General features: G+C 73.1%; 18 protein-coding genes and 1 pseudogene. 8 read left to right on the forward strand and 11 right to left on the reverse strand.

Annotated features, from left to right (window positions below):
- Window positions 1-36 precede the first annotated feature (36 nt).
- The 3 genes from ABWK59_RS13865 to leuC form a co-directional block, all read right to left on the reverse strand.
- A complete protein-coding gene (locus ABWK59_RS13865; RefSeq protein WP_354640887.1) occupies window positions 37-951 on the reverse strand; it encodes a LysR family transcriptional regulator in 915 nt (304 codons plus the stop codon).
- Window positions 952-1,095: 144 nt separating this feature from the next.
- Entirely contained in the window at window positions 1,096-1,680 is a 585-nt protein-coding gene (leuD, locus tag ABWK59_RS13870) for a 3-isopropylmalate dehydratase small subunit (protein ID WP_354640888.1), read from the reverse strand.
- 11 nt (window positions 1,681-1,691) lie between these two features.
- Window positions 1,692-3,092 (reverse strand): 3-isopropylmalate dehydratase large subunit, encoded by a 1,401-nt coding sequence (gene leuC / locus ABWK59_RS13875; RefSeq protein ID WP_354640889.1) that lies wholly within the window; start codon window positions 3,090-3,092, stop codon window positions 1,692-1,694.
- A 298-nt stretch (window positions 3,093-3,390) separates the two neighbouring features.
- On the opposite strand from leuC, the gene ABWK59_RS13880 reads away from it, so the two are divergent.
- A complete protein-coding gene (locus tag ABWK59_RS13880; RefSeq protein ID WP_354640890.1) occupies window positions 3,391-4,107 on the forward strand; it encodes a helix-turn-helix transcriptional regulator in 717 nt (238 codons plus the stop codon).
- 84 nt (window positions 4,108-4,191) lie between these two features.
- Here ABWK59_RS13880 and ABWK59_RS13885 read toward each other — a convergent pair whose 3' ends face one another.
- Window positions 4,192-5,199, reverse strand: coding sequence for a TauD/TfdA family dioxygenase (locus ABWK59_RS13885; RefSeq protein WP_354640891.1), 1,008 nt, complete (start codon window positions 5,197-5,199; stop codon window positions 4,192-4,194).
- Window positions 5,200-5,713: 514 nt separating this feature from the next.
- Between ABWK59_RS13885 and ABWK59_RS13890 the strand changes: the two genes are divergently transcribed.
- Complete coding sequence (locus tag ABWK59_RS13890; protein WP_354640892.1) at window positions 5,714-7,396, forward strand: FAD-binding oxidoreductase; 1,683 nt, start codon at window positions 5,714-5,716, stop codon at window positions 7,394-7,396.
- Between the two features lie 86 nt (window positions 7,397-7,482).
- Window positions 7,483-7,989 carry an SRPBCC family protein gene (locus ABWK59_RS13895; protein WP_354640893.1) on the forward strand — a complete coding sequence of 169 codons (507 nt, stop codon included), beginning with the start codon at window positions 7,483-7,485 and terminating at the stop codon, window positions 7,987-7,989.
- A 16-nt stretch (window positions 7,990-8,005) separates the two neighbouring features.
- On the opposite strand, the gene ABWK59_RS13900 is transcribed toward ABWK59_RS13895, so the two are convergent.
- Window positions 8,006-8,875: a MurR/RpiR family transcriptional regulator gene (locus ABWK59_RS13900; protein ID WP_354640894.1), complete on the reverse strand. Its 870-nt coding sequence runs from the start codon at window positions 8,873-8,875 to the stop codon at window positions 8,006-8,008.
- 210 nt (window positions 8,876-9,085) lie between these two features.
- On the opposite strand from ABWK59_RS13900, the gene ABWK59_RS13905 reads away from it, so the two are divergent.
- Window positions 9,086-9,472 (forward strand): hypothetical protein, encoded by a 387-nt coding sequence (locus tag ABWK59_RS13905; RefSeq protein ID WP_354640895.1) that lies wholly within the window; start codon window positions 9,086-9,088, stop codon window positions 9,470-9,472.
- A 23-nt stretch (window positions 9,473-9,495) separates the two neighbouring features.
- On the opposite strand, the gene hutH is transcribed toward ABWK59_RS13905, so the two are convergent.
- Window positions 9,496-11,076, reverse strand: coding sequence for a histidine ammonia-lyase (gene hutH / locus ABWK59_RS13910; RefSeq protein WP_354640896.1), 1,581 nt, complete (start codon window positions 11,074-11,076; stop codon window positions 9,496-9,498).
- A 68-nt stretch (window positions 11,077-11,144) separates the two neighbouring features.
- Between hutH and fdhD the strand changes: the two genes are divergently transcribed.
- A complete protein-coding gene (fdhD, locus tag ABWK59_RS13915) occupies window positions 11,145-11,978 on the forward strand; it encodes a formate dehydrogenase accessory sulfurtransferase FdhD (RefSeq protein WP_354644945.1) in 834 nt (277 codons plus the stop codon).
- On the opposite strand, the gene ABWK59_RS13920 is transcribed toward fdhD, so the two are convergent.
- From ABWK59_RS13920 to ABWK59_RS13935, 4 genes and pseudogenes are all read right to left on the reverse strand, one after another.
- Window positions 11,953-12,279, reverse strand: a complete 327-nt coding sequence (locus tag ABWK59_RS13920) for a hypothetical protein (protein ID WP_354640897.1) — start codon at window positions 12,277-12,279, stop codon at window positions 11,953-11,955. The genes fdhD and ABWK59_RS13920 overlap by 26 nt on opposite strands.
- An 821-nt stretch (window positions 12,280-13,100) precedes the next feature.
- Window positions 13,101-14,288 (reverse strand): annotated as a pseudogene (locus ABWK59_RS13925) (diguanylate cyclase domain-containing protein); the annotation flags it as partial.
- A gap of 138 nt (window positions 14,289-14,426) precedes the next feature.
- The gene (locus ABWK59_RS13930; RefSeq protein ID WP_354640898.1) at window positions 14,427-15,494 is read right to left on the reverse strand and encodes an adenylate/guanylate cyclase domain-containing protein; all 1,068 of its coding nucleotides are present in this window, start codon (window positions 15,492-15,494) and stop codon (window positions 14,427-14,429) included.
- Between the two features lie 190 nt (window positions 15,495-15,684).
- Window positions 15,685-16,584 carry a biotin--[acetyl-CoA-carboxylase] ligase gene (locus tag ABWK59_RS13935; protein WP_420492779.1) on the reverse strand — a complete coding sequence of 300 codons (900 nt, stop codon included), beginning with the start codon at window positions 16,582-16,584 and terminating at the stop codon, window positions 15,685-15,687.
- 219 nt (window positions 16,585-16,803) lie between these two features.
- Here ABWK59_RS13935 and ABWK59_RS13940 point away from each other — a divergent pair, with 219 nt between their 5' ends.
- Window positions 16,804-18,393, forward strand: coding sequence for an acyl-CoA carboxylase subunit beta (locus ABWK59_RS13940; RefSeq protein WP_354640899.1), 1,590 nt, complete (start codon window positions 16,804-16,806; stop codon window positions 18,391-18,393).
- Window positions 18,394-18,530: 137 nt separating this feature from the next.
- A complete protein-coding gene (locus tag ABWK59_RS13945) occupies window positions 18,531-18,749 on the forward strand; it encodes an acyl-CoA carboxylase epsilon subunit (RefSeq protein WP_354640900.1) in 219 nt (72 codons plus the stop codon).
- Between the two features lie 165 nt (window positions 18,750-18,914).
- On the opposite strand, the gene ABWK59_RS13950 is transcribed toward ABWK59_RS13945, so the two are convergent.
- A complete protein-coding gene (locus tag ABWK59_RS13950; RefSeq protein ID WP_354640901.1) occupies window positions 18,915-19,370 on the reverse strand; it encodes a DoxX family protein in 456 nt (151 codons plus the stop codon).
- Window positions 19,371-19,596: 226 nt separating this feature from the next.
- Here ABWK59_RS13950 and mmpB point away from each other — a divergent pair, with 226 nt between their 5' ends.
- Complete coding sequence (mmpB, locus tag ABWK59_RS13955) at window positions 19,597-19,722, forward strand: morphogenic membrane protein MmpB (protein ID WP_354640902.1); 126 nt, start codon at window positions 19,597-19,599, stop codon at window positions 19,720-19,722.
- The last annotated feature ends 40 nt before the right edge of the window (window positions 19,723-19,762 follow it).

Genomic DNA, 19,762 nt, shown 5'->3' on the forward strand with positions numbered 1-19,762 from the left:
AACGGCGTCCGGGCGCCGCACGGCCGGCCGCGGGGATCAGCGTCCCGCTTCCCCCGTGGCCGGCCGGCTCCACCCCTCGCTCCGGGCGAGTTCCTGCGCCGCGGAGACGAAGGCCGCCACCGCCGGCGCGTTCCGGGCCGCCGTGCGCACCCCGATCCCGAGGTGGCGGAAGACCGGCGGGCTGAACGGGACGGCCCGCAGGTCGGCGTCGGGCGGGAGGGTGCCGGGCATGGCGAGGGCCGGCACCACGGTCACCCCGTGCCCCTCGGCCACCATCGCCAGCAGCGCGTTCACCCCGTGCACCCGGTAGGCCACGGTCGGCTCGCGGCCCACGGTGCGGAAGACGGTCCGCAGGATCGGTTCCACGGCGCCGACCGGCATGACGAACTCCTCGTCCACCAGCTGCCGGACCGCCAGGCTCTCGCTGGCGGCCAGCGGGTGGTCGCCGGGGAGGACGGCGAACACCTCGTCCTGCATCAGCGGGGTCACCGTCAGGTCCTTCTTCGGCAGGGTGACGATCCCGACGTCGATCACGTACCCGCGCAGCCAGTCGGTGATCTGCTTGTCCGTCCCCTCCCGCAGGAGGATGTCGACGTGCGGCAGCCTCGCGCGGAACTCCGTCATCAGCCGCGGCAGCAGCCTGGCGGCGAAGCTCTGGCTCGTCCCGATCCTGATCGTGCCGCCGACGTCGGTCCGCACGGTGTCCGCCTCCACGCGCATCTGTTCGGCGCGCAGCAGCAGTTCACGGGCGTGGGTGAGCACCCGCCGGCCGACGCCGGTGAGCTCCACGCCGCTGCGGTCGCGCTTCATCAGCGCCACGCCCAGCGACGCCTCCAGTCCCGCGATGGCGTGGCTCACCGCGGACTGGCTGATCGACAGCGCTTTCGCGGCGTTGGTGAAGCTGCCGGTGTCGGCTATCGCCACGAAGACGGTGATCTGTGAGAGCTTCATTCCTCGGTCCTCCGCTCGTCGTCCGCGACCGGTCCGGGCAGGCCCGGACCCGGACGGCGAACGGCTCCCCGCGTCCGGACGGACCGGGGTCCGGGCGGACGCGGGGAGCCGTTCGCCGTACCGCGCGGTGGGAATGGTCAGGCCCTAGGTGGTCGGCAGGGCGGCGCGGCGGCCGCGCTCGTACGCCTCGATCTCGTCGGCGTACCGCAGGGTGTCGGAGATCGCGTCGAGCCCGGTGAGCAGGCGGCGGCGGGCGTCCTCGTCCAGGGTGAACGGCTGGACGATGTCGGCGCAGCGCACCTGGAGCCGCTCCAGGTCGACGGTGACCTCGACGGCCGGGTCGGCCTCGATCAGCCGCCAGAGCCGGTCGACCACCTCGGCCGGGACGGTGACGGTCAGCAGGCCGCGCATCAGCGAGTTGCCCCGGAAGATGTCACCGAAGCGCGGGGCGATCACCACCTTGAAGCCGAAGCGCTGCAGCGCCCAGACCGCGGACTCGCGCGAGGAGCCGGTGGCGAAGTCCATCCCGGCGACAAGCACCGTCGCGCCCTGGTGCTCGGGCAGGTTGAGGACGAAGGCCGGGTCGTCGCGCCAGTCCGCGAACAGCGCGTTGGCGTGGCCCTTCCAGCTGAAGTAGGGGACGAACCGTGCCGGGATGATCTGGTCGGTGTCCACGTTGCTGCGGCGCAGCGGCATGGCGGTGCCGGTGTGGGCGGTGAACTTCTCCATGGGACGGGACCTCACAGATCGGCGGGGGCGGCGAGGCGGCCGGCGACCGCGGTGGCGGCGGCGACCGGGGGCGAGACGATGTGGGTGCGCGACCCCTTGCCCTGCCGGCCCTCGAAGTTGCGGTTGCTGGTGGAGGCGGCGCGCTGCCCGGGGCGCAGGCGGTCCTCGTTGAGGGCCGCGCACATCGAGCAGCCCGCGGCCGGGCGGAAGTCGGCGCCGGCCTCGGCGAAGACGGCGTCCAGGCCCTCCTCGACGGCCTGGCGGCGGACCGCCGCCGAGCCGGGGACGATCATCATGTGGAGGCCGTCCGCGACCTTACGGCCCTTGAGGACCTCGGCGGCGGCCCTGAGGTCCTCGATCCGGCCGTTGGTGCAGGAGCCGAGGAAGACGGCGTCGACGGACAGGTCCCGCATCGCCGCGCCGGGCCGCAGGTCCATGTACGCCAGCGCCCGCTCGGCCGCGACCCGCTCCTCGGGGTCGGTGAACTCCTCGGGGGCCGGCACCCGGCCGTCCAGCGGGATGCTCTGGCCCGGGTTGTTGCCCCAGGACACGTACGGGGTGACGGTGCCCGCGTCGATGACGACCTCCTTGTCGTACACCGCGTCCTCGTCGCTGCGGAGCGTGCGCCAGTAGGCCACCTCGGCGTCCCAGTCCGCGCCCTGGGGCATCCCGGGGCGGGTCCTGAGGTAGGCGAAGGTGGTCTCGTCGGGGGCGATCAGTCCGGCCCGGGAGCCGGCCTCGACCGTCATGTTGCAGAGCGTCATGCGGGCTTCCATCGACAGGGCGGTGACCGCCTCGCCCCGGTACTCGACGATGTGGCCCTGGGCGCCGCCGGTGCCGATCCTCGCGATGATGGCCAGGACCAGGTCCTTGGCGGTCACGCCGGGGGCGAGCCGGCCGGTGACGGTGACGGCCATGTCCTTGGGCCGGCTCATCGCCAGGGTCTGGGTGGCCAGCACGTGCTCGACCTGGCTGGTGCCGATGCCGAAGGCGACCGCCCCGAAGGCCCCGAGGGTCGTGGTGTGCGAGTCGCAGCAGACGATCGTCATCCCGGGGCGGACGAGGCCGAGTTCCGGGCCGATCACGTGCACGATGCCCTGGCCGTCGGAGCCGAGCCGGTGCAGCGGGATGCCGAACTCCTCGCAGTTCTGGCGCATCAGCGTGCACTGCCGGCGGCCCGCCGGGTCCTGGATGACCTTGTCGATGGCCACCGTGGGGGTGTTGTGGTCCTCGGTGCCGACCGTCAGGTCCGGCCTGCGCACGGTGCGTCCGGCGGCCCGCAGGTCGTCGAACGCCTGCGGCGTGTTCACCTCGTGCAGGAGGTGCAGGTCGATGTAGAGCAGATCGTCCCCCGCGGCGCTGTGCCGCACGACGTGTGCGTCCCAGGTCTTCTGCGCCAATGTCGAACCCATGTGACTTCGAACCCCCTGATGCCAGTGCTGTACCAATTCGACGAAAAGCGGGGAAAATGTCGCCCCGATCGACTCCCCGGAGTTCCCCGGCCCCCGCCCCGTCACGATGCTGACGTATGGTTAACTTACCTTGAGAGATGTATACGGTGCATAGAGATCTGCCTCACACTGTGAATGTGTGACGTTCGGCACGGCTGGTTCGCAGCCAATCGACAATAGGGCCTCGGGGGGGCGCTTTGTTGCGCCGAGATTAAATCTGCTGTGCCCACGGATCCGTGGAGGACAAGGGGGAACTCCCATGGAGACGCACATATTCCAGGACGAGTGGTTCGCGAACGGGAGCGTGCCCGAACCGGAACCGCGCGTTCTGCTCGCCGACCACGACCCGATCTCCCGGCACGTCCTGCAGAGCGTCCTGCGCAAGACCGACCAGATCCGGTTCGTCGCCAGCGTGGACATGCGGCGACCGTTACGGGAGTGGCCGCTGGAGCAGGTCGACGTGGCCATCCTGGCCGTCGGCCCCCAGGAGGACCACGAGGACATCCTGCGGGAACTGGCCCGGGGCAAGATCCGGGTGCTGCTGGTCGGCATCGGCTGGAGCCGGGAGCGGCTGGACGCCGCCTTCGCCGCCGGGGTCGCCGGCTGCCTGGTGAAGGACACCCGGATCGGCGGCCTGGCCGCCGCGGCCCGCGCGGTCGCCTCCGGCCACACCGTGCTCTCCCCGGAGCTCTTCGGGCTGTACCGGGACGCCTCCCGCGCCGGCGGCGGGGGGCCCGCCACGGCGCCGGGGGGCCCCGGCCCGTCCGGACGCGGACTGCCCGCGCTCACCGACCGCGAGCACGAGGTGCTGGCCCTGCTCGCCGAGGGGCGCTCCACCGCCGAGGCGGCGGCCCTGCTCAACGTCTCCCCGGCCACGGTCAAGAGCCACATCTCGCACTCGCTCGGCAAGCTCGGCGCCCGCAACCGGCTCGAAGCCGTGCTGCTGATGCAGCGGGCGCTCGGCCGCACGGAGTGAACCGGGGAGGCCGGGGGCCCGCCCGAGCGGCGGGCCCCCGGCCTTCGGCTTCCCGGCTTCCCGGCCTCCAGGGCCGGCGGGCCGTCAGTCGCCGACCCGGCCCCGGACCCCGTCGATCCACCGGTCGGCGTGGCGCTCGGCCGCCGCCTCGTCGCGGAAGGCGTAGGTCTTCAGCAGCCAGCGCTCGCGGGCCCGCACCGGGTCGTTGATCTCCACCTTGTCCCGGCTGTGCAGGCCGTCCTGGTTGGCGAAGGAGAACAGGTCGCCGGTCAGGATCCGGTGGCGGGTCTTGTCCGCCCGGACGAGGGCGTTCTTGAGCGCGAGGAGCGCGTCCTTGGCCTCCGGCGGGCTGTCCGGCGCGACGGTGGTGTGGGTGTCGAGGTAGCGGATGCTGTGCTGCCGCAGCAGGATCGGGTGCGCCTCGGAGACCGTCAGGCTGCTGTTGTTGTCCCGCGAGAACACGTCGAACGGCGTGATGAAGTACGGCTTGCGCAGGATCTCCTGCTCCTCGTCGGTGAGGTGGGTCAGCAGGCTGCGGCCCCCGACGAAGCCGGTGTAGATGTAGTCGCCCTCGGGGCAGCGCATCCCCAGCAGCGAGATGAAGTCGGCCCGCACCGGGTGGGCGGTGCGGTCGTTGTGGAAGACCAGCTCGCCGTCGCTGAAGCCGGTCTGCTTGCCGCTGTAGCGGTTGATCGCGACGACGTCGGTGAAGAAGTCCCCGTTGAACCGGGTGTCGTAGGCGAGCAGCGGGGTGCCGGTGAGCTGTCCGAACAGCTCCAGCAGCGTCTCGCCGACGAAGGTCTTCTTCTTCGCGTACTTGTCCGCGAGCGGGTCGTCGTGGTCGAGCTCCGGGACCTCCGGGTCCATCGGGCAGTTGCGCAGCACGTGGGCGTCCGAGCGGCCCGACTCGCGCTCGGCGCGGATCTCCCCGGTCACCTTGGTGAAGAACTCCGGCACCGCGCCGCGCTCCACCACGGCGGCGACCGCGCGGGAGAAGACCGGGTAGTCCTCGTACGGGTTCTCGCGGACGGCGCCCAGGACCGCGGCCAGCTCGTCGCGCTCCGCGTCGGACAGTTCGTAGAACGGTTGCATGGTTTTCCCTCCACAGCGGTTGGCCTCGGGCGCTCCGGCGCTCGGACGCTTCCGTACGGAAAGACTCTCCGTCCCGCCGGTACCGCGGGTCATCGGCCGGCGGATGAAATCCGCCGCTCCCCTCTCGTCCCGAGGAGCACGGAATCCACCAAAGGAGGAGGAGTCCGCCGTGACACCTCCTCCGGTGGACGCCGTTCGGCGAGGATTGACAAAGGAATACGGCCTGTTGTTCGATCTCGCACTGTGGGGGGAGCCGGGCCGCTGACGCGGGCCCGCGAGTTCATTCGGGGAACGGGCCCGAGACCGCCTGTACGGCGCGAATCCGGAGCCGGCCGGCCATTCCCACGCATCTTTGCCTCCGACCGCCGGGGCGCCGCAGCGGCGCCCGCGGTCTTGGACGGGCGAGATGGTTGTCAGGACTTCAGCGGGGGCGGAGTGCATGGCGGTCCGGCGGGCATCGGCCGGTCGGAGTTCTGCCCTTCCCGTTTTCTAGAGAGGGAACGAGTTACCTCATATGGGTAAGTTGAGCAGGCGCACCGTCCTTTCCGGCACCGCGGCCGTCGCCGGCGTGACGGCGGCGCAGATCGGGCTCGGCTCCGCGGCCTCCGCCACGGACGACACCACCGGCACCACCACGACGACGCCCCCGGCGCTGCCGGCCGTCTCCGTCATCCCGAGCGATCCCCGGTACCAGGAGATCACGGTCGGCCACAACACCCGCTGGGTCGGCACTCCCGAGTCCGTGGTGCTGGTGCGCAACACCGCCCAGGTGGTGGCCGCGGTCCAGGACGCGGTCAACTACAGCAAGCGGATCTCGGTCCGCGGCGGCGGCCACTGCTACGCCGACTTCGTCTTCAACCCCGACGTCCAGCGGGTCATCGACATGACCCAGATGGACGAGGTCTACTTCGACAAGACCCGCAACGCCTTCGCGGTCGAGGCCGGTTCGACGCTGCTGCACGTCTACCAGTCCCTGTACAAGGGCTGGGGCGTGGCCCTGCCCGGCGGCCTGTGCTACTCGGTGGGCATCGGCGGCCATGTCTCCGGTGGTGGATTCGGCCTGCTCTCACGGCAGTTCGGCCTGACCGTCGACCACCTGTACGCGGTCGAGGTGGTGGTCGTGGACAGTGCCGGCAAGGCCAAGGCGGTGATCGCCACCCGGGAGACCTCCGACCCCAACCGGGAGCTCTACTGGGCGCACACCGGCGGCGGGGGCGGCAACTTCGGTGTGATCACGCGCTACTGGTTCCGCTCCCCGGGGGCGACCGGCAGCCAGCCCGCGCAGTTCCTGATGCGCCCGCCGAAGGACGTCCTGCTGAGCGCGGTCGCCCTGCCCTGGGCCGACTTCGACCAGACCAAGTTCAGCAACCTGGTCCGCGCGTACGGCACGTGGCACGAGCGCAACAGCACGGTGGGCACCACCGCCTCGGCGCTGACCAGCCTGCTGGTGATGAACCACAAGTCGAACGGCAACATCGGCATCATCACCCAGATCGACGCCTCGCTGCCCGACGCCCAGAAGGTGGTCGAGGACTACCTCTGGGAGATCACGAACACCACCGGGGTGCAGACCCAGCCGCTGACCACCCCGGTCGGCGAGCACGGCCCCCTGCCGGCGTTCTTCACCCCCAAGAAGCTGCCCTGGCTGACCTCGGTCCGCCTGCTCGGCACCAACAACCCCTCGCTGACCAACCCCACCCTGCGCTCGGCGAACAAGTCCGCCTACATGCGCAAGGGCTTCGCCGAGGACCAGATCGCCTCGCTCTACCAGCACCTGACCCGGACCGACTACGTCAACCCGGTCGCCAACGTGATGCTGTTCGGCTACGGCTCCAAGGTCAACACCGTGGGCGCCACCGACACGGCCTCGGCCCAGCGGGACTCCGTCTTCAAGGCCCTGTTCTCGACCCAGTGGTCGAAGGCCTCGGACGACGCCGTCAACGTGGCCTGGCTGCGTGAGATCTACACCCAGGTGTACTCCTCCGGCGGCGGCTACCCGGTGCCCGGCCCGCGCACCGACGGCTGCTACATCAACTACCCGGACACCGACATCGTCGACCCCGCGCAGAACACCTCGGGCGTCCCCTGGAGCACCCTCTACTACAAGGACCACTACCCGCGGCTGCAGCAGGTCAAGGCGAAGTACGACCCGCAGAACGTGTTCCGGCACTCGCAGTCGGTCGAGCTGCCGAAGTGACCGGCTGAGCCCACCGGCCCGGCGGGGCCCGGCACGGCGGCACGCCCGCCGACCGGGCCGCGCCGGCCCCCCGCTACGCTCGCCCGATGGACCGTCAGTGGGCAGTCGAGGAGAGCGCAACCGTCGCCGTCCGGCCGGAGGTCGCCTACCGGGCGGTGGCCGAGCTCCGCCGGATGGGCGAGTGGAGCCCGGAGTGCCGGGCCGTGTGGGTGCGCCGGGGGCCGGCCGGGGTGGGCACCCGGTTCGTGGGCTGGAACCGCAAGGGGTGGCTCCTGTGGTTCACCACCGGCCGGGTCACGGTGGCCGACCAGGGCCGCGAGTTCGCCTTCCGGGTGGTCACCTTCGGCCTGCCGGTGGCCGAGTGGGGGTACCGGTTCCAGCCGGCCGGGGACGGTGGCAGCACGGTCACCGAGTACTGGACGGACCTGCGGCGCGGACGCGGCGCCCGGCTGACCGAGGTGCTCGGCCGGATCTTCTCCGGCACCCGTGCCGAGGACCGGGCCGCGGTGAACCGGGCAGGGATGCGGACCACCCTGGAGCGGCTGCGCCACTCGCTGGAGGGCCGCTCGACGGAGGGCCGACAGGCCCGGTAGCGGCCGGCCCGCGCGGCTACTCCAGGAACAGCCCGCGGGCCGCGGCCGACTGCTCGATGGCCTCCAACCGGGCCTCGGCGCCGGGGATCTCGTCGCACATGGTCTGCAGCAGCACCCGGCCGAGCATCATCGGCGCGCAGGCGGTGTCGAAGACCAGGCTGCTGCCGACGGCGGCCGGCAGCAGCAGGTCGGAGAGCTTGGCCACCGGCGCGAAGGCGGAGTCGGCCACGGTGAGCACGGTGAGCCCGCAGTCCCGGGCCACCGCCAGGGCGTCCATCAGCTCGCGCGGGTAGCGCGGCAGCGCGAAGCAGAGCAGCGCCGAGGCGCCCGCCGCCGCGGCCTGCTCCAGCCGGTCGGCGAGCATCGAGCCGCCCTCGTCCAGCAGCCGGATGTCGGGGTGCACCTTGGCGGCGAAGTACGCGAAGCCGCGGGCCTGGGCGGAGGCGGCGCGCAGGCCGAGCACCGGCAGCGGCCGGGAGGCGGCGAGCAGACGGGCCGCGCGGACCACCGGCTCGGGGTCGGCGAGCAGGTCGGCGAGGTGCCGCAGGTGGGCGATCTCGGCGAGCACGGCCTGCTGGTGCTCGTTGCGGGCGGCCTCGTCCGGGGTCTCGGGGGCGGTGCCCTCGCCCGCGCCGAGTTCGCGCAGCTGCTTGCGCAGGGCCGGGTAGCCGTCGTAGCCGAGGGCGACCGCGAACCGGGTGACCGAGGGCTGGCTGACGCCCGCGAGTTCGGCCACCTCCACGCTGGAGAGGAAGGGCGCCTCGGCCGCGTGCCGGACCAGGGAGTGGGCGATCCGCCGCTGGGTGGGGGTGAGCCGGTGGCCCTCGAAGAGCTGCAGCAGGCGGGCCGAGGGGCCCACGGTGCCGTTCTCGTCCAGCGCGGTCATCTCGGGTACCTCCACGGGTGGCGGATCTGCGGCCCGCCGGTGGCTGCGGCGGCAGGGACGACTGTGGCGCAGTCCTGGCATGCGGGCAATGTCGTTTCGAACAGCGGGACGCCTCGATTCTCGGGGTCTCCCTGATTTCTCCCTGAGCCGCCCCCGAAAACGCCCTCCCGCGGTGGCTCGGCCGGCCCGGCGGCGCCCACCATGTCCGGTATGGACACTCGCCAGGACGAACTGAGGCGCGATCTCGACGCTGCCGTGCAGACCCGCAAGGAGCTGGGCAAGGAGTACGAGTCGGAGATCATCGACTCCTTCCTGGCCCGGCTGGACGAGCGGATGGCCGCCCGCGGCGCCGGCCGTCCCTCCCCCGCGCCGTTCGGGCCGCCGGGGCACCCCCACGAGCACGCCCAGCGCGGGCGCGGCCGGGGCTTCGTGATCCAGATCCTGTCGCTGGTCATGGGCGTGCCGCTCAGCGCGATCGCCGTGGAGGGCGCCGGGCCGCTCGGCCTGGTGGTCTGCTGGGCCGGGATCGTCGGGATCAACGTCTCCTCCGCGGTGGCGGAGCGGAAGGCCGAGCGGCGCCGGAGCGGGTGGGACTGAGGCCCGCCCGCTCCGGCCCGGGGTCAGGCCAGCGGCCCGGTGACCTTCTCGACGGCCTCGACCAGGGCGCCGGAGGCGACCAGCGCGGCCGCGGCCTCCAGGTCGGGCGACAGGAAGCGGTCCCGGCCGGGGCCGCCGACGCCGGCCTCGCGGGCGACGGCGATGGCCGCGGCGGTGGCCGGGGCGAGCGGGCCGCTGCCGCCCTCCGCGCGGATCTCCAGCGCGCGGCCGGCGGCGACCAGCTCCACCGCCAGCACCCGGGTGAGGTTCTGCACGGTCTGGCGCAGCTTGCGGGCGGCCGACCAGCCCATCGACACGTGGTCCTCCTGCATGGCGGAGGACGGGATGGAGTCGACCGAGGCCGGCACGGCGTGCCGCTTGTTCTCGCTGACCAGGGCGGCCTGGGTGTACTGGGCGATCATCAGGCCGGAGTCCACGCCCGGGTCGTCGGCCAGGAAGGCCGGCAGGCCGTGCGAGCGGGCCTTGTCCAGCAGCCGGTCGGTGCGGCGCTCGGAGATCGAGCCCAGGTCGGCGGCGGCGATGGCGAGGAAGTCCAGCACGTACGCCACCGGGGCGCCGTGGAAGTTGCCGTTGGACTCGACCCGGCCGTCGGGCAGGACCACCGGGTTGTCCACCGAGGCGGCGAGCTCGCGGTCGGCGACGGTGGCGGCGTGCGCCAGGGTGTCGCGCCCGGCGCCGGCCACCTGCGGGGCGCAGCGGATCGAGTACGCGTCCTGGACGCGGGGGGCGTCGTCCTGGTGGTGGCCGGTGAGGCCGGAGCCCTTGAGGACGGCGAGCATGTTGGCGGCGCTCAGCGCCTGGCCCGGGTGCGGGCGGATCGGGGCGTGCAGCTCGGGGGCGAGCACCTTGTCGGTGCCGAGCAGCGCCTCCAGGGACATCGCGGCGGTGATGTCCGCGGTGGTGAACAGCCGGCGGAGGTCGGCGAGGGCCATCACCAGCATGCCGAGCATGCCGTCGGTGCCGTTGATGAGGGCCAGGCCCTCCTTCTCCAGCAGCTCGACCGGCTCGATGCCGGCGGCGGCCAGCAGCTCGCCGGCGTCCTTCTCCTCGCCGTCCGGGCCGAAGGCGGTGCCCTCGCCCATCAGCACCAGCGCGCAGTGCGAGAGCGGGGCGAGGTCGCCGGAGCAGCCGAGCGAGCCGAACTCGCGGACCGCCGGGGTGATGCCGGCGTTGAGGATGGCGGCCATGGTCTCGGCGACCAGCGGGCGGACGCCGGTCCGGCCGGAGGCGAGGGTCTTCATCCGCAGGAACATCAGGGCGCGGACGACCTCGCGCTCGACGAACGGGCCCATGCCGGCGGCGTGCGAGCGGACCAGCGAGCGCTGCAGCTGGGCGCGCAGCTCCGGGCTGATGTGCCGGACGGCGAGCGCGCCGAAGCCGGTCGAGACGCCGTAGACCGGCCGGGGCTCGGCGGCCAGGGCGTCGATCCTGGCGCGCGCGGCGGCCATCTCGGCGTGCGCGTCGGGGCCGATCTCGACCCGCGCATTGCCTCGCGCGACGGCGAGGACGTCCTCGGCGGTGACGTCGGCCTTCCCGACCTGGACCACGGGCGCGTCGGGGGCCACAGCACTGTGCATATCCATATGCACAATCGAATCAGGTGAATGAGAATCTGACAACTGGTGTACTGGGGAAACAGGAGGTGCTGGTGATGGCGCGGGCGACGGTACGGCGACGGGTGGTCCGGCTGGGCGAGGCCGGACCACGGACACGGCCGGACGCCCTGGCCGCCGAGGAACCGCTGGAGATCCGGCTCGGCGGCGACCCGCTGACCGTCACCATGCGGACGCCGGGCCACGACTTCGACCTGGTGGCCGGCTTCCTGGTCGGCGAGGGCCTGGTGCACGGCGCCGACCAGCTGACGAGCCTGCGCTACTGCGCCGGCACCGACGCCGAGGGGGCCAACACCTACAACGTGGTGGACGCGGCGGTCCGCGGCGGCCGCATCCCGCTCTCCGCCCACCGGAACCTGCTGACCACCAGCGCGTGCGGCCTCTGCGGCCGGGACACCGTGGACGCGGTCCGCACCCACAGCCGCTGGAAGGTGGACGAGGACGCCCTCACGGTCGACCAGGAGGTGCTCTACGCCCTGCCGGACCGGCTGCGGGCCGCCCAGCGGACCTTCGACTCCACCGGCGGGCTGCACGCGGCCGGGCTCTTCGACGCCCGCGGCGAACTGCTCTGCATACGCGAGGACGTCGGACGACACAACGCCGTCGACAAGGTGGTGGGGTGGGCCCTGCGGGAGGGCCTGCTGCCGCTGACCGGGCACCTGTTGCTGGTCAGCGGCCGGGCCTCGTTCGAACTGACGCAGAAGGCGGCGCTGGCGGGTGTCCCGCTGCTGGCCGCCGTCTCCGCGCCCTCCTCCCTGGCGGTGGACCTCGCCGAGGAGCTCGGGCTGACCCTGGTGGGGTTCCTGCGCGGGCGGAGCGCCAACGTCTACGCCCGCGCGGACCGGATCACGACCGGCGCCGCCGGCGGATGAGCACCACCACGAGGACCACCAGCAGGATCACGACCACCAGGCCGATGAGGAAGCCGAGGAAGCCGCTCTTCTTCTTTTTCTTGCTCTTGGACTTGCTCTTGCTGCCGGCGACCTGCGTCTTCGCGTGATCGCGGACCGTCGGGGCGGCCGCCTGCGCGGCCCCCGCCCCGGCGGGCGCCTGTCCCGCCGCCGCCACCGCCGCGGCGGTCCGCGGGGCGGCCACCGCCGTTCCACCGGCCAGCGTCACGCCGCCGACCACCAGCACCAGGGAGAGCAGAGCCCCCGCCACACGTCTGTGCATTACCTCTCCTCATCTCGGACTGCCGCCCCACTGTGGCACGCCCCGGCCCGCCCGGGAACGGCGCGGGACCGTACTGTTCCGGGGATGTGACGCACGAGCCCCGCCCTGAGCCGGCACCCGCGCGACGCGAGCCACTCAGGGACCGGGAGCCCGCGGCCGCCCGGGGCGAGAAGCTGCTGCCCGGTAATGCGAGTCCCGGTGAGTGGGCCTCCGCGGCGCGACGCCTGCTCGGGTCAGGCCGGCGGCGGGGAGGACGGGCCGGAGAGGGCGACGGCGACGAGGGCCCGGAGGGCGGCGACGACCTGGCCGAGGGGGAGGGTGGAGTCGTCGGCGAAGAGTTCCAGCAGCCAGCCGCCGGCGGGGTTGCCGCCGCCCGCGGCGATCATCGCCTTGTAGCCGCTGACCACCATCATGGCCTCCTCCGCCGCGTCGTTCCCCGGTGCGCCGGCCCGCAGGGCGAAGGCGCCGCCGGAGACCGCCCGCCGGGTCAGCGGGTAGTGGCGGAGGTCGAAGACGGCGTCCGGGGCCTCGATCCGGGCCCGCTGGGTCTCGGCGCGGTTGCTGCTGGGGCCGCTGGTCATCCGGTACACGGCGTGCCGGGCGGTCCGCATCAGCTGGGAGCCGGGCGGCACGTACGAGATCCACCAGCCGACGGCGTTGAGCAGCCGGGAGGCGGTCTCGCCGACCACGGCGAGCCGGGCCAGGGTGTCGGCGGTGTGGCTGGCCGGCTGGCTGCCGTTCTGGTCGAGGGCGGCCAGGACGGCGGCGAGCAGCTGGCCGGGGTCGGCGCTGTGCGCGGCGCCGCGGAAGCGGCGGCGGTCGCCGTTGGCGGGGCGCGGGCCGGGGCCGCCCCGGCGGCCGTCGGCGCGGTGGTGGGGGTCGGCGGCGTCCGCGAGCAGCACGGTCGGGTCGGGGGCGAAGCCGGGTCCGTGGTTGCGGCCGGCCACCACCGGGTGGGCGGCGCGGGCGGCCTTGGCCCGGTACTGGGCGGCGTCGGCGAGCCGGAACAGCCGGTCGGCGGTGCTCACCGGGCCGATCGAGTCGCCGGTGGAGGCGACCCCGCAGGCCACCCCCTCGCCCTCGGTGAGTTCCAGGGCCCGGGTGCACAGCTCCTCGGCGACGGCGACCACGTCGTCCGCCCGCTGGCCCTCGGCGAGCAGGCAGAACTCGTCGCCGCCGAGCCGGGCGGCCAGGCTGCCGGGCAGTTTGGCGGCGCAGACGGACAACTCCCGGGCGAACCGTTCCAGCAGCCGGTCGCCCATCTCGTGGCCGTGCAGGTCGTTGACCCGCTTCAGCCCGTTGACGTCGCAGACCACCAGGGAGACCACGGTGTTGTCCCGGTTGTGTGCCTTGAGCGCGCTCTCCAGCCGGGCGTCCACGGCCCGCCGGTTGGCGAGGCCGGTGAGCGCGTCGGTGAAGGCGAGTCGGCGCAGGTCGGCGACCCGTTCGGTCTGGGCGAGGCCGGCCGAGGTCTGGGCGGCGAGCAGGGTGGCGTAGTCGGCGTCGGCCTCGGTGAACGGCGGCATGCCCAGAGCCCGGGCCAGGTAGAGCTCGCCCCAGGCCTGGCCGTGCAGCACGATCGGCGCGACCAGGCAGCACTCCCGTCCACGCCGGCGCAGTCCCGCGGCGCGCTGCTGGCAGAAGGCACCCGCGCCCGGATGCGCGTGGGGGGCGTGCGGGGAGGTGTCGTCGGCGGTCTGCACCCAGGCCCGGGGCAGCCGGCCGATGGTCCAGTGCTCCTCCAGGTACGTGACGATCTCCGGGAAGTCGGCCACCGGGTAGGACTCGTCGTCGGGTGCCTCCTCCTCCCCCGGGGCGAGGTCGCCGTAGTTCACCAGGACCCGCAGCCGGCCGGACTCCCGGTCCCAGACCGAGACGGCGGCCATGGTCGCGGCGAGCGCGGCGGTGGCCCGGACCGCGGCGGCGCGGACCGCCTCCAGCGGGGTCAGCGCGCCCGCCATGTCCTGCGCGAGCTCGACCACCGCCCGGAGCCGCAGGTCCTCGGTCATGGTCGCCTCACCGGTCACGGAATCGCCTCGTCCCTCACGCACGCGTCCTGGACCCAGATTATGGCGATTTCGTGCGGTTATGTCCGATTGGGCATGCGGCGAACCATCCGGTCGGACGCGGCGCGCCCCGGGGGCGGCTCAGGCCGAGGGTGCGCGGGTGAGCAGCCAGGGCTCGACCAGGCCGAGGCCGCGGACCGGGCGGCGCCACATCGGCTGGAGGTGGAAGCGGTGGTGGTCGGAGGGCGGCGGCGGGGGGTCGGAGTGGCCGGGGACCACACCGCCCAGCTCCAGGGCGGTGGCCAGGTCGCCGTCGACCAGCACCGCGTCCTTGGGTGCGATCGAGGTGAGCCGGCTGGCCAGGTTGACCGTGGTGCCGAAGACGTCGCCCATCCGGGAGGTGACCGTGCCGAAGGCCATGCCCACCCGCAGGGCGGGGATGGCGTCCTCCTCGGCGAGCGCCTCGACCAGGCTGAGGGCGATCTCGGCGGCGGTGGCCGGGTCCTCGGAGACGAAGAGGATCTCGTCGCCGAGGGTCTTGATGACCCGGCCGCCCTGGCCGACGATCAGGTCGGAGCAGGTGTTCTCGAAGGTCTCGACCAGCAGGCCGAGGTCCTCCTCCTCCAGCCGGCGCGACAGCCGGGTGAAGCCCACCAGGTCCGCGAAGCCGACCGCGAGCCGGCCGCTGGTGATCTCGGCGTCCTCGGCGGCCTGCACCACCCGGCCGGTGACCGCGGCGAGCTGGCGGCGCCAGACGTACACCAGGAACTGCTCCAGCTCCGGCAGCAGCAGCTCGGTCAGCGGGTAGGCGACCTCGGCACGGGTCATCCCGGGCTCGACGGACTGGGTGAGGTTCTCCAGGAAGGTGTCCATCTGCCAGCCGGCCAGCCGGGCCGTGGTCTGGCCGGTGGAGCGGGCCACCTGGACCGCCATCGACTCGCTGAGCAGCCCGGACTCCACCAGGCCGGCCAGCCGGCGGAGCGCGATCACGTCGTTGTCGGTCAGGGCGCGGGACTGGCCGATGTCGGGGAAGCCCATGGCCCGCCAGAACCGGGTGGCGAGCTCCATCGGGACGTCGGCGGCGCGGGCCGCCTGGTACGGGGTGTACCGGCGCGGGGCGTCCAGGATCAGCCGCTCCAGGTCCAGGGCGACCGTCGGGTCGCCCTTCTCGCCGCCGCCGCCGCTGCTATTGCCGCCCTGGTCTGCCACCGGTCCGTCCCCGTGCGGTTGCCGCACTTGCCTCATGTCCTGCCTGTCCCGTGGCGCACGACCACCCGGGGGTAGTGGCGCGCCTCACACCGCTGCCAGGTGGAATGTTCGCACGGAATCGCGCGAACCGGGGCATCCGGCCGGTGGCCGGACCGCTCGACGGCCCGCCCGGACGGCGCGGCACGGCGGGCTAAGACACCTGCGGCCGTACGTGTACGACGTCCCCGGCCGCCACCGGGTGCCGGGTGCCGTCCGGGGTGCGGACGACCAGCCGGCCGTCGCCGTCCACCGCCACCGCCTCGCCGGTCAGCTCGCGGGCGCCGGGCAGCAGCACCCGGACCGGGCGGCCCAGGGTGGTGCAGCGGGCGGTGTAGGCGGAGAGCAGGCCGCTGGCGTGCGGGTCGCCGGCGGCGGCGGTCCACTCGCCGTACAGCTCGGCGAACTCGCGCAGCAGGGAGCGGAGCAGGGTCTGCCGGTCGGTCACCTTCGCCCCGGCGAGGGCGAGCGAGGCGGCGGCGGGCACCGGCAGCTCGCTCTCCCGCAGGGTGACGTTGACGCCGAGGCCGGCGATCACGGCGCCGCCGCTCAGTTCGGTGAGGATGCCGCCGATCTTGCGCTCGGTGCCGTCCACCACGACCTGGAGGTCGTTGGGCCACTTCAGGCCGATCTCCAGCTCGCCGATCCGGCCGAGGGTGGCGGCGGCCGCGGTGCCGACCAGGATCGGCAGCCAGCCGTACCGCTCCATCGGGACGCCCTCGGGGCGCAGCAGGAGGGAGAGGAAGAGGCCGGAGCGGGGCGGGGCGCTCCAGCGGCGGTCGAGGCGGCCGCGGCCGGCGTTCTGGGACTCGGCGACCAGCACCGCAGCCTCCGGCTCGCCGGCCTTGGCGCGGGCGGCCAGGTCGCTGTTGGTGGAGCCGGTCTCGGTCACCACATCGAGTGACGTCCAGAGGCCGCCGGGGACGACCAGGTCGGCCCGGAGGGCGGCGGAGTCCAGCGGTGGGCGCTCCAGGTCGGTCCAGGGGGACGGGCCGTCGTGGCCGAAGCCACGCAGGCCGCTGCGGCGGGGACGGGGGGCTTCCGGCTCGGTCACCGGGTCAGCTTAGGGCTTGGCCGGGGCCCGCCCGGGCGCATGCCTGTGGTCGTACGCCGCCCCATCGTCCCGCATCGGGCGCGTGGACACACTGTGTCGCTGGCCATAACCCGAAACGCCCCGCGATGGCTACGCTACTTAACGGTAGTTCGCAACGCCGCCCTGCCCGGATGTCTCCTACTGTCAGGTCGCGGCCCATGGACCAGGGAGAGCCACCGGATGACCGAGGCCCCGTTCGACCCGCACACCACCGCCGGCAAACTGGCCGACCTGCGGCGCCGACTCGACGAGGCGGTGCACTCAGGCTCCGCCGCCGCCGTCGAGAAGCAGCACGCCAAGGGCAAGCTGACGGCGCGCGAGCGGATCGCCGAACTCCTCGACGAGGACTCCTTCGTCGAGTTCGACGAGTTCGCCCGGCACCGCTCGACCAACTTCGGCCAGGAGAAGAACCGGCCGTACGGCGACGGCGTGGTCACCGGCTACGGCACCGTCGACGGCCGGCAGGTCGCGGTCTTCGCCCAGGACTTCACGGTCTTCGGCGGCTCCCTCGGCGAGGTGTTCGGCGAGAAGATCGTCAAGGTGATGGACTTCGCGCTGAAGACCGGCTGCCCGATGATCGGCATCAACGACTCCGGCGGTGCCCGGATCCAGGAGGGCGTGGTCTCGCTCGGCCTGTACGGCGAGATCTTCCGCCGCAACGTGCACGCCTCGGGTGTCATCCCGCAGATCTCGCTGATCATGGGCCCGTGCGCGGGCGGCGCGGTGTACTCCCCCGCCGTCACCGACTTCGTGGTGATGGCCGACCAGACCTCGCACATGTTCATCACCGGCCCGGACGTCATCAAGACGGTCACCGGCGAGGACGTGGGCATGGAGGAGCTGGGCGGCGCCCGGACCCACAACACCAAGTCCGGCAACGCGCACCACCTGGCCGCCGACGAGAAGGAGGCCGTGGAGTACGTCAAGAACCTGCTGTCGTACCTGCCCTCCAACAACCTCTCGGACCCGCCGGTCTACCCCGAGCAGGCCGACCTCTCGATCACCGACGAGGACCTGGAGCTCGACACCATCGTGCCGGACTCGGCCAACCAGCCGTACGACATGCACAAGGTGATCGAGCACGTCCTGGACGACGGCGAGTTCCTCGAGGTGCAGCCGCTCTACGCGGGCAACATCGTCACCGGCTTCGGCCGGGTCGAGGGCCACCCGGTCGGCATCGTCGGCAACCAGCCGATGGACCTGGCCGGCTGCCTGGACATCGCCGCCAGCGAGAAGGCCGCCCGGTTCGTCCGCACCTGCGACGCCTTCAACATCCCGGTGCTGACCTTCGTCGACGTCCCCGGCTTCCTGCCCGGCACCGGCCAGGAGTGGGACGGCATCATCCGGCGCGGCGCCAAGCTGATCTACGCGTACGCCGAGGCCACCGTCCCGCTGATCACCGTGATCACCCGCAAGGCGTTCGGCGGCGCGTACGACGTCATGGGTTCCAAGCACCTGGGCGCGGACCTCAACCTGGCCTGGCCGACCGCGCAGATCGCGGTCATGGGCGCCCAGGGCGCGGTCAACATCCTGCACCGCAGGGAGCTGGCCGCGGCCGAGCAGGAGGGGATCCTGGACGAGAAGCGGGCCGAGCTGCTCGCCTCGTACGAGGACACCCTGCTCAACCCCTACCTGGCCGCGGAGCGCGGCTACGTGGACGCGGTCATCGCCCCGAGCGAGACCCGTCGGCACATCGTCCGCGGGCTGCGCGCGCTGCGCGGCAAGCGGGAGGTTTTGCCGCCCAAGAAGCACGGCAACATCCCCCTGTAAGACCGCCCGGCCATTGGGGGGTGGGTGAAGGAGCGGGGCGAGAGCTATCGGCCCGCGACGCCGCCCCCAATGGCCGGCCGGTCTCAAAGGACCGTTCGGATCGGTCGCAAAGGACCGTTCGGAGAGGACACAACCGCATGGCCCCGATCCAGGTGCTGCACGGGCAGCCGAACCCCGAGGAGCTGGCCACCGTCCTGGCGGTGGTCCAGGCCCGGGCCGCCGCCGCTCAGGCCGCCGCGCAGGCGGCCGGACGCGCGGGCGGCCCGGCCACCCCGTGGAACGACCGCGCCACCCGGCTCCGCCCGGCGCTCCGCCCCGGACCGGACGCCTGGCGCACCTCGGCCTGGGCGCACTGACCCGGGCACGACGGCACGAGGGCGCGGGGCGCCCGGATCCGTACCTCCGTCGGAGGGCGGTCCGGGCGCCCCGCGCCCCTTCGGCGTGTCCCGGGGCGGGCCGCCGTGCGTGCTCGGGGGTTCCCGTCAGGGGTGAGGCGACGGGAACCGGGGGTCGGGCAGGGGTCAGGCGGTGACGGGGGCCGGGACGGCCCGGCCGCGGCGGGCCAGCAGCCCGTCCAGCGCCAGCGCGCCGGGGCCGACGGCGGCGATCACCAGGAAGGTCCAGCTGAACAGGGCGGACAGCTCGCCGCCGTTCTGGATCGGCCAGAGCGCCATCTCCTGGTGCACCGAGAAGTACGCGTAGGCCATCGAACCGGAGCAGATCAGGGCGGCGGTTCGGGTGCCCAGGCCGAGCAGCACCAGGGCGCCGCCGACCAGCTGGATCACCGACGCGTACCAGCCCGGCCAGCTCCAGGTCTCGACGGTGAGGCCCTTGCCCATCGCACCGCCGAGCACGCCGAACAGCGAGGCGGCGCCGTGGCAGGCGAACAGCAGGCCGGTGACGATCCGGAAGAGCCCGAGGGCGTAGGGCTTGATGTTCTCGACAGCGTCTCTGGGCACCGGGGACACCGAGGACATGGCAGATCTCCTTGGGGCGGGGACGGGGGGAACACAGGCAAGCCTTGCCTCCGGTCCGGGGGCCCCGCAATGCCGTCTCGCCCTTCTTCACATGAATGTGACTGATTGTCAGATTTGTCGAGCGGGCCTCCACCGGGGCTCCGCGCGGCCTCCGCGGGACCTCCGCCGGAGAACTTGAGTACCCGTACTCAGGCGCGCCGCGGGCGGCCCGACGCAGGCTGGTGGGGTGCTCTGGTCAGACCCCCGCGACGAGCCGTCGCCCGAGGCCCGTCGGGTGCAGCAGATGCTGCGCCGCGCCGGGCTGCTGCTCGCGCTGCTGGCCGTGCTCGGGGCCGTCCTGCTGCTGGCCTGATCCGCGGGCGCCCCGGTGGGGGCCGGGACGGAACCCCTAC

This window comes from Kitasatospora sp. HUAS MG31 (assembly GCF_040571325.1).
In the GTDB taxonomy this organism is placed as follows: Bacteria; Actinomycetota; Actinomycetes; order Streptomycetales; family Streptomycetaceae; genus Kitasatospora; species Kitasatospora camelliae.

What these genes read in the sequence shown, in the direction of transcription:
- ABWK59_RS13865 (WP_354640887.1), bottom strand. Translation starts at nt 951, where the DNA reads ATGAAGCTCTCACAGATCACCGTCTTCGTGGCGATAGCCGACACCGGC.
- leuD (WP_354640888.1), bottom strand. Translation starts at nt 1,680, where the DNA reads ATGGAGAAGTTCACCGCCCACACCGGCACCGCCATGCCGCTGCGCCGC.
- leuC (WP_354640889.1), bottom strand. Translation starts at nt 3,092, where the DNA reads ATGGGTTCGACATTGGCGCAGAAGACCTGGGACGCACACGTCGTGCGG.
- ABWK59_RS13880 (WP_354640890.1), top strand. Translation starts at nt 3,391, where the DNA reads ATGGAGACGCACATATTCCAGGACGAGTGGTTCGCGAACGGGAGCGTG.
- ABWK59_RS13885 (WP_354640891.1), bottom strand. Translation starts at nt 5,199, where the DNA reads ATGCAACCGTTCTACGAACTGTCCGACGCGGAGCGCGACGAGCTGGCC.
- ABWK59_RS13890 (WP_354640892.1), top strand. Translation starts at nt 5,714, where the DNA reads ATGGGTAAGTTGAGCAGGCGCACCGTCCTTTCCGGCACCGCGGCCGTC.
- ABWK59_RS13895 (WP_354640893.1), top strand. Translation starts at nt 7,483, where the DNA reads ATGGACCGTCAGTGGGCAGTCGAGGAGAGCGCAACCGTCGCCGTCCGG.
- ABWK59_RS13900 (WP_354640894.1), bottom strand. Translation starts at nt 8,875, where the DNA reads ATGACCGCGCTGGACGAGAACGGCACCGTGGGCCCCTCGGCCCGCCTG.
- ABWK59_RS13905 (WP_354640895.1), top strand. Translation starts at nt 9,086, where the DNA reads ATGGACACTCGCCAGGACGAACTGAGGCGCGATCTCGACGCTGCCGTG.
- hutH (WP_354640896.1), bottom strand. Translation starts at nt 11,076, where the DNA reads ATGGATATGCACAGTGCTGTGGCCCCCGACGCGCCCGTGGTCCAGGTC.
- fdhD (WP_354644945.1), top strand. Translation starts at nt 11,145, where the DNA reads ATGGCGCGGGCGACGGTACGGCGACGGGTGGTCCGGCTGGGCGAGGCC.
- ABWK59_RS13920 (WP_354640897.1), bottom strand. Translation starts at nt 12,279, where the DNA reads ATGCACAGACGTGTGGCGGGGGCTCTGCTCTCCCTGGTGCTGGTGGTC.
- ABWK59_RS13940 (WP_354640899.1), top strand. Translation starts at nt 16,804, where the DNA reads ATGACCGAGGCCCCGTTCGACCCGCACACCACCGCCGGCAAACTGGCC.
- ABWK59_RS13945 (WP_354640900.1), top strand. Translation starts at nt 18,531, where the DNA reads ATGGCCCCGATCCAGGTGCTGCACGGGCAGCCGAACCCCGAGGAGCTG.
- ABWK59_RS13950 (WP_354640901.1), bottom strand. Translation starts at nt 19,370, where the DNA reads ATGTCCTCGGTGTCCCCGGTGCCCAGAGACGCTGTCGAGAACATCAAG.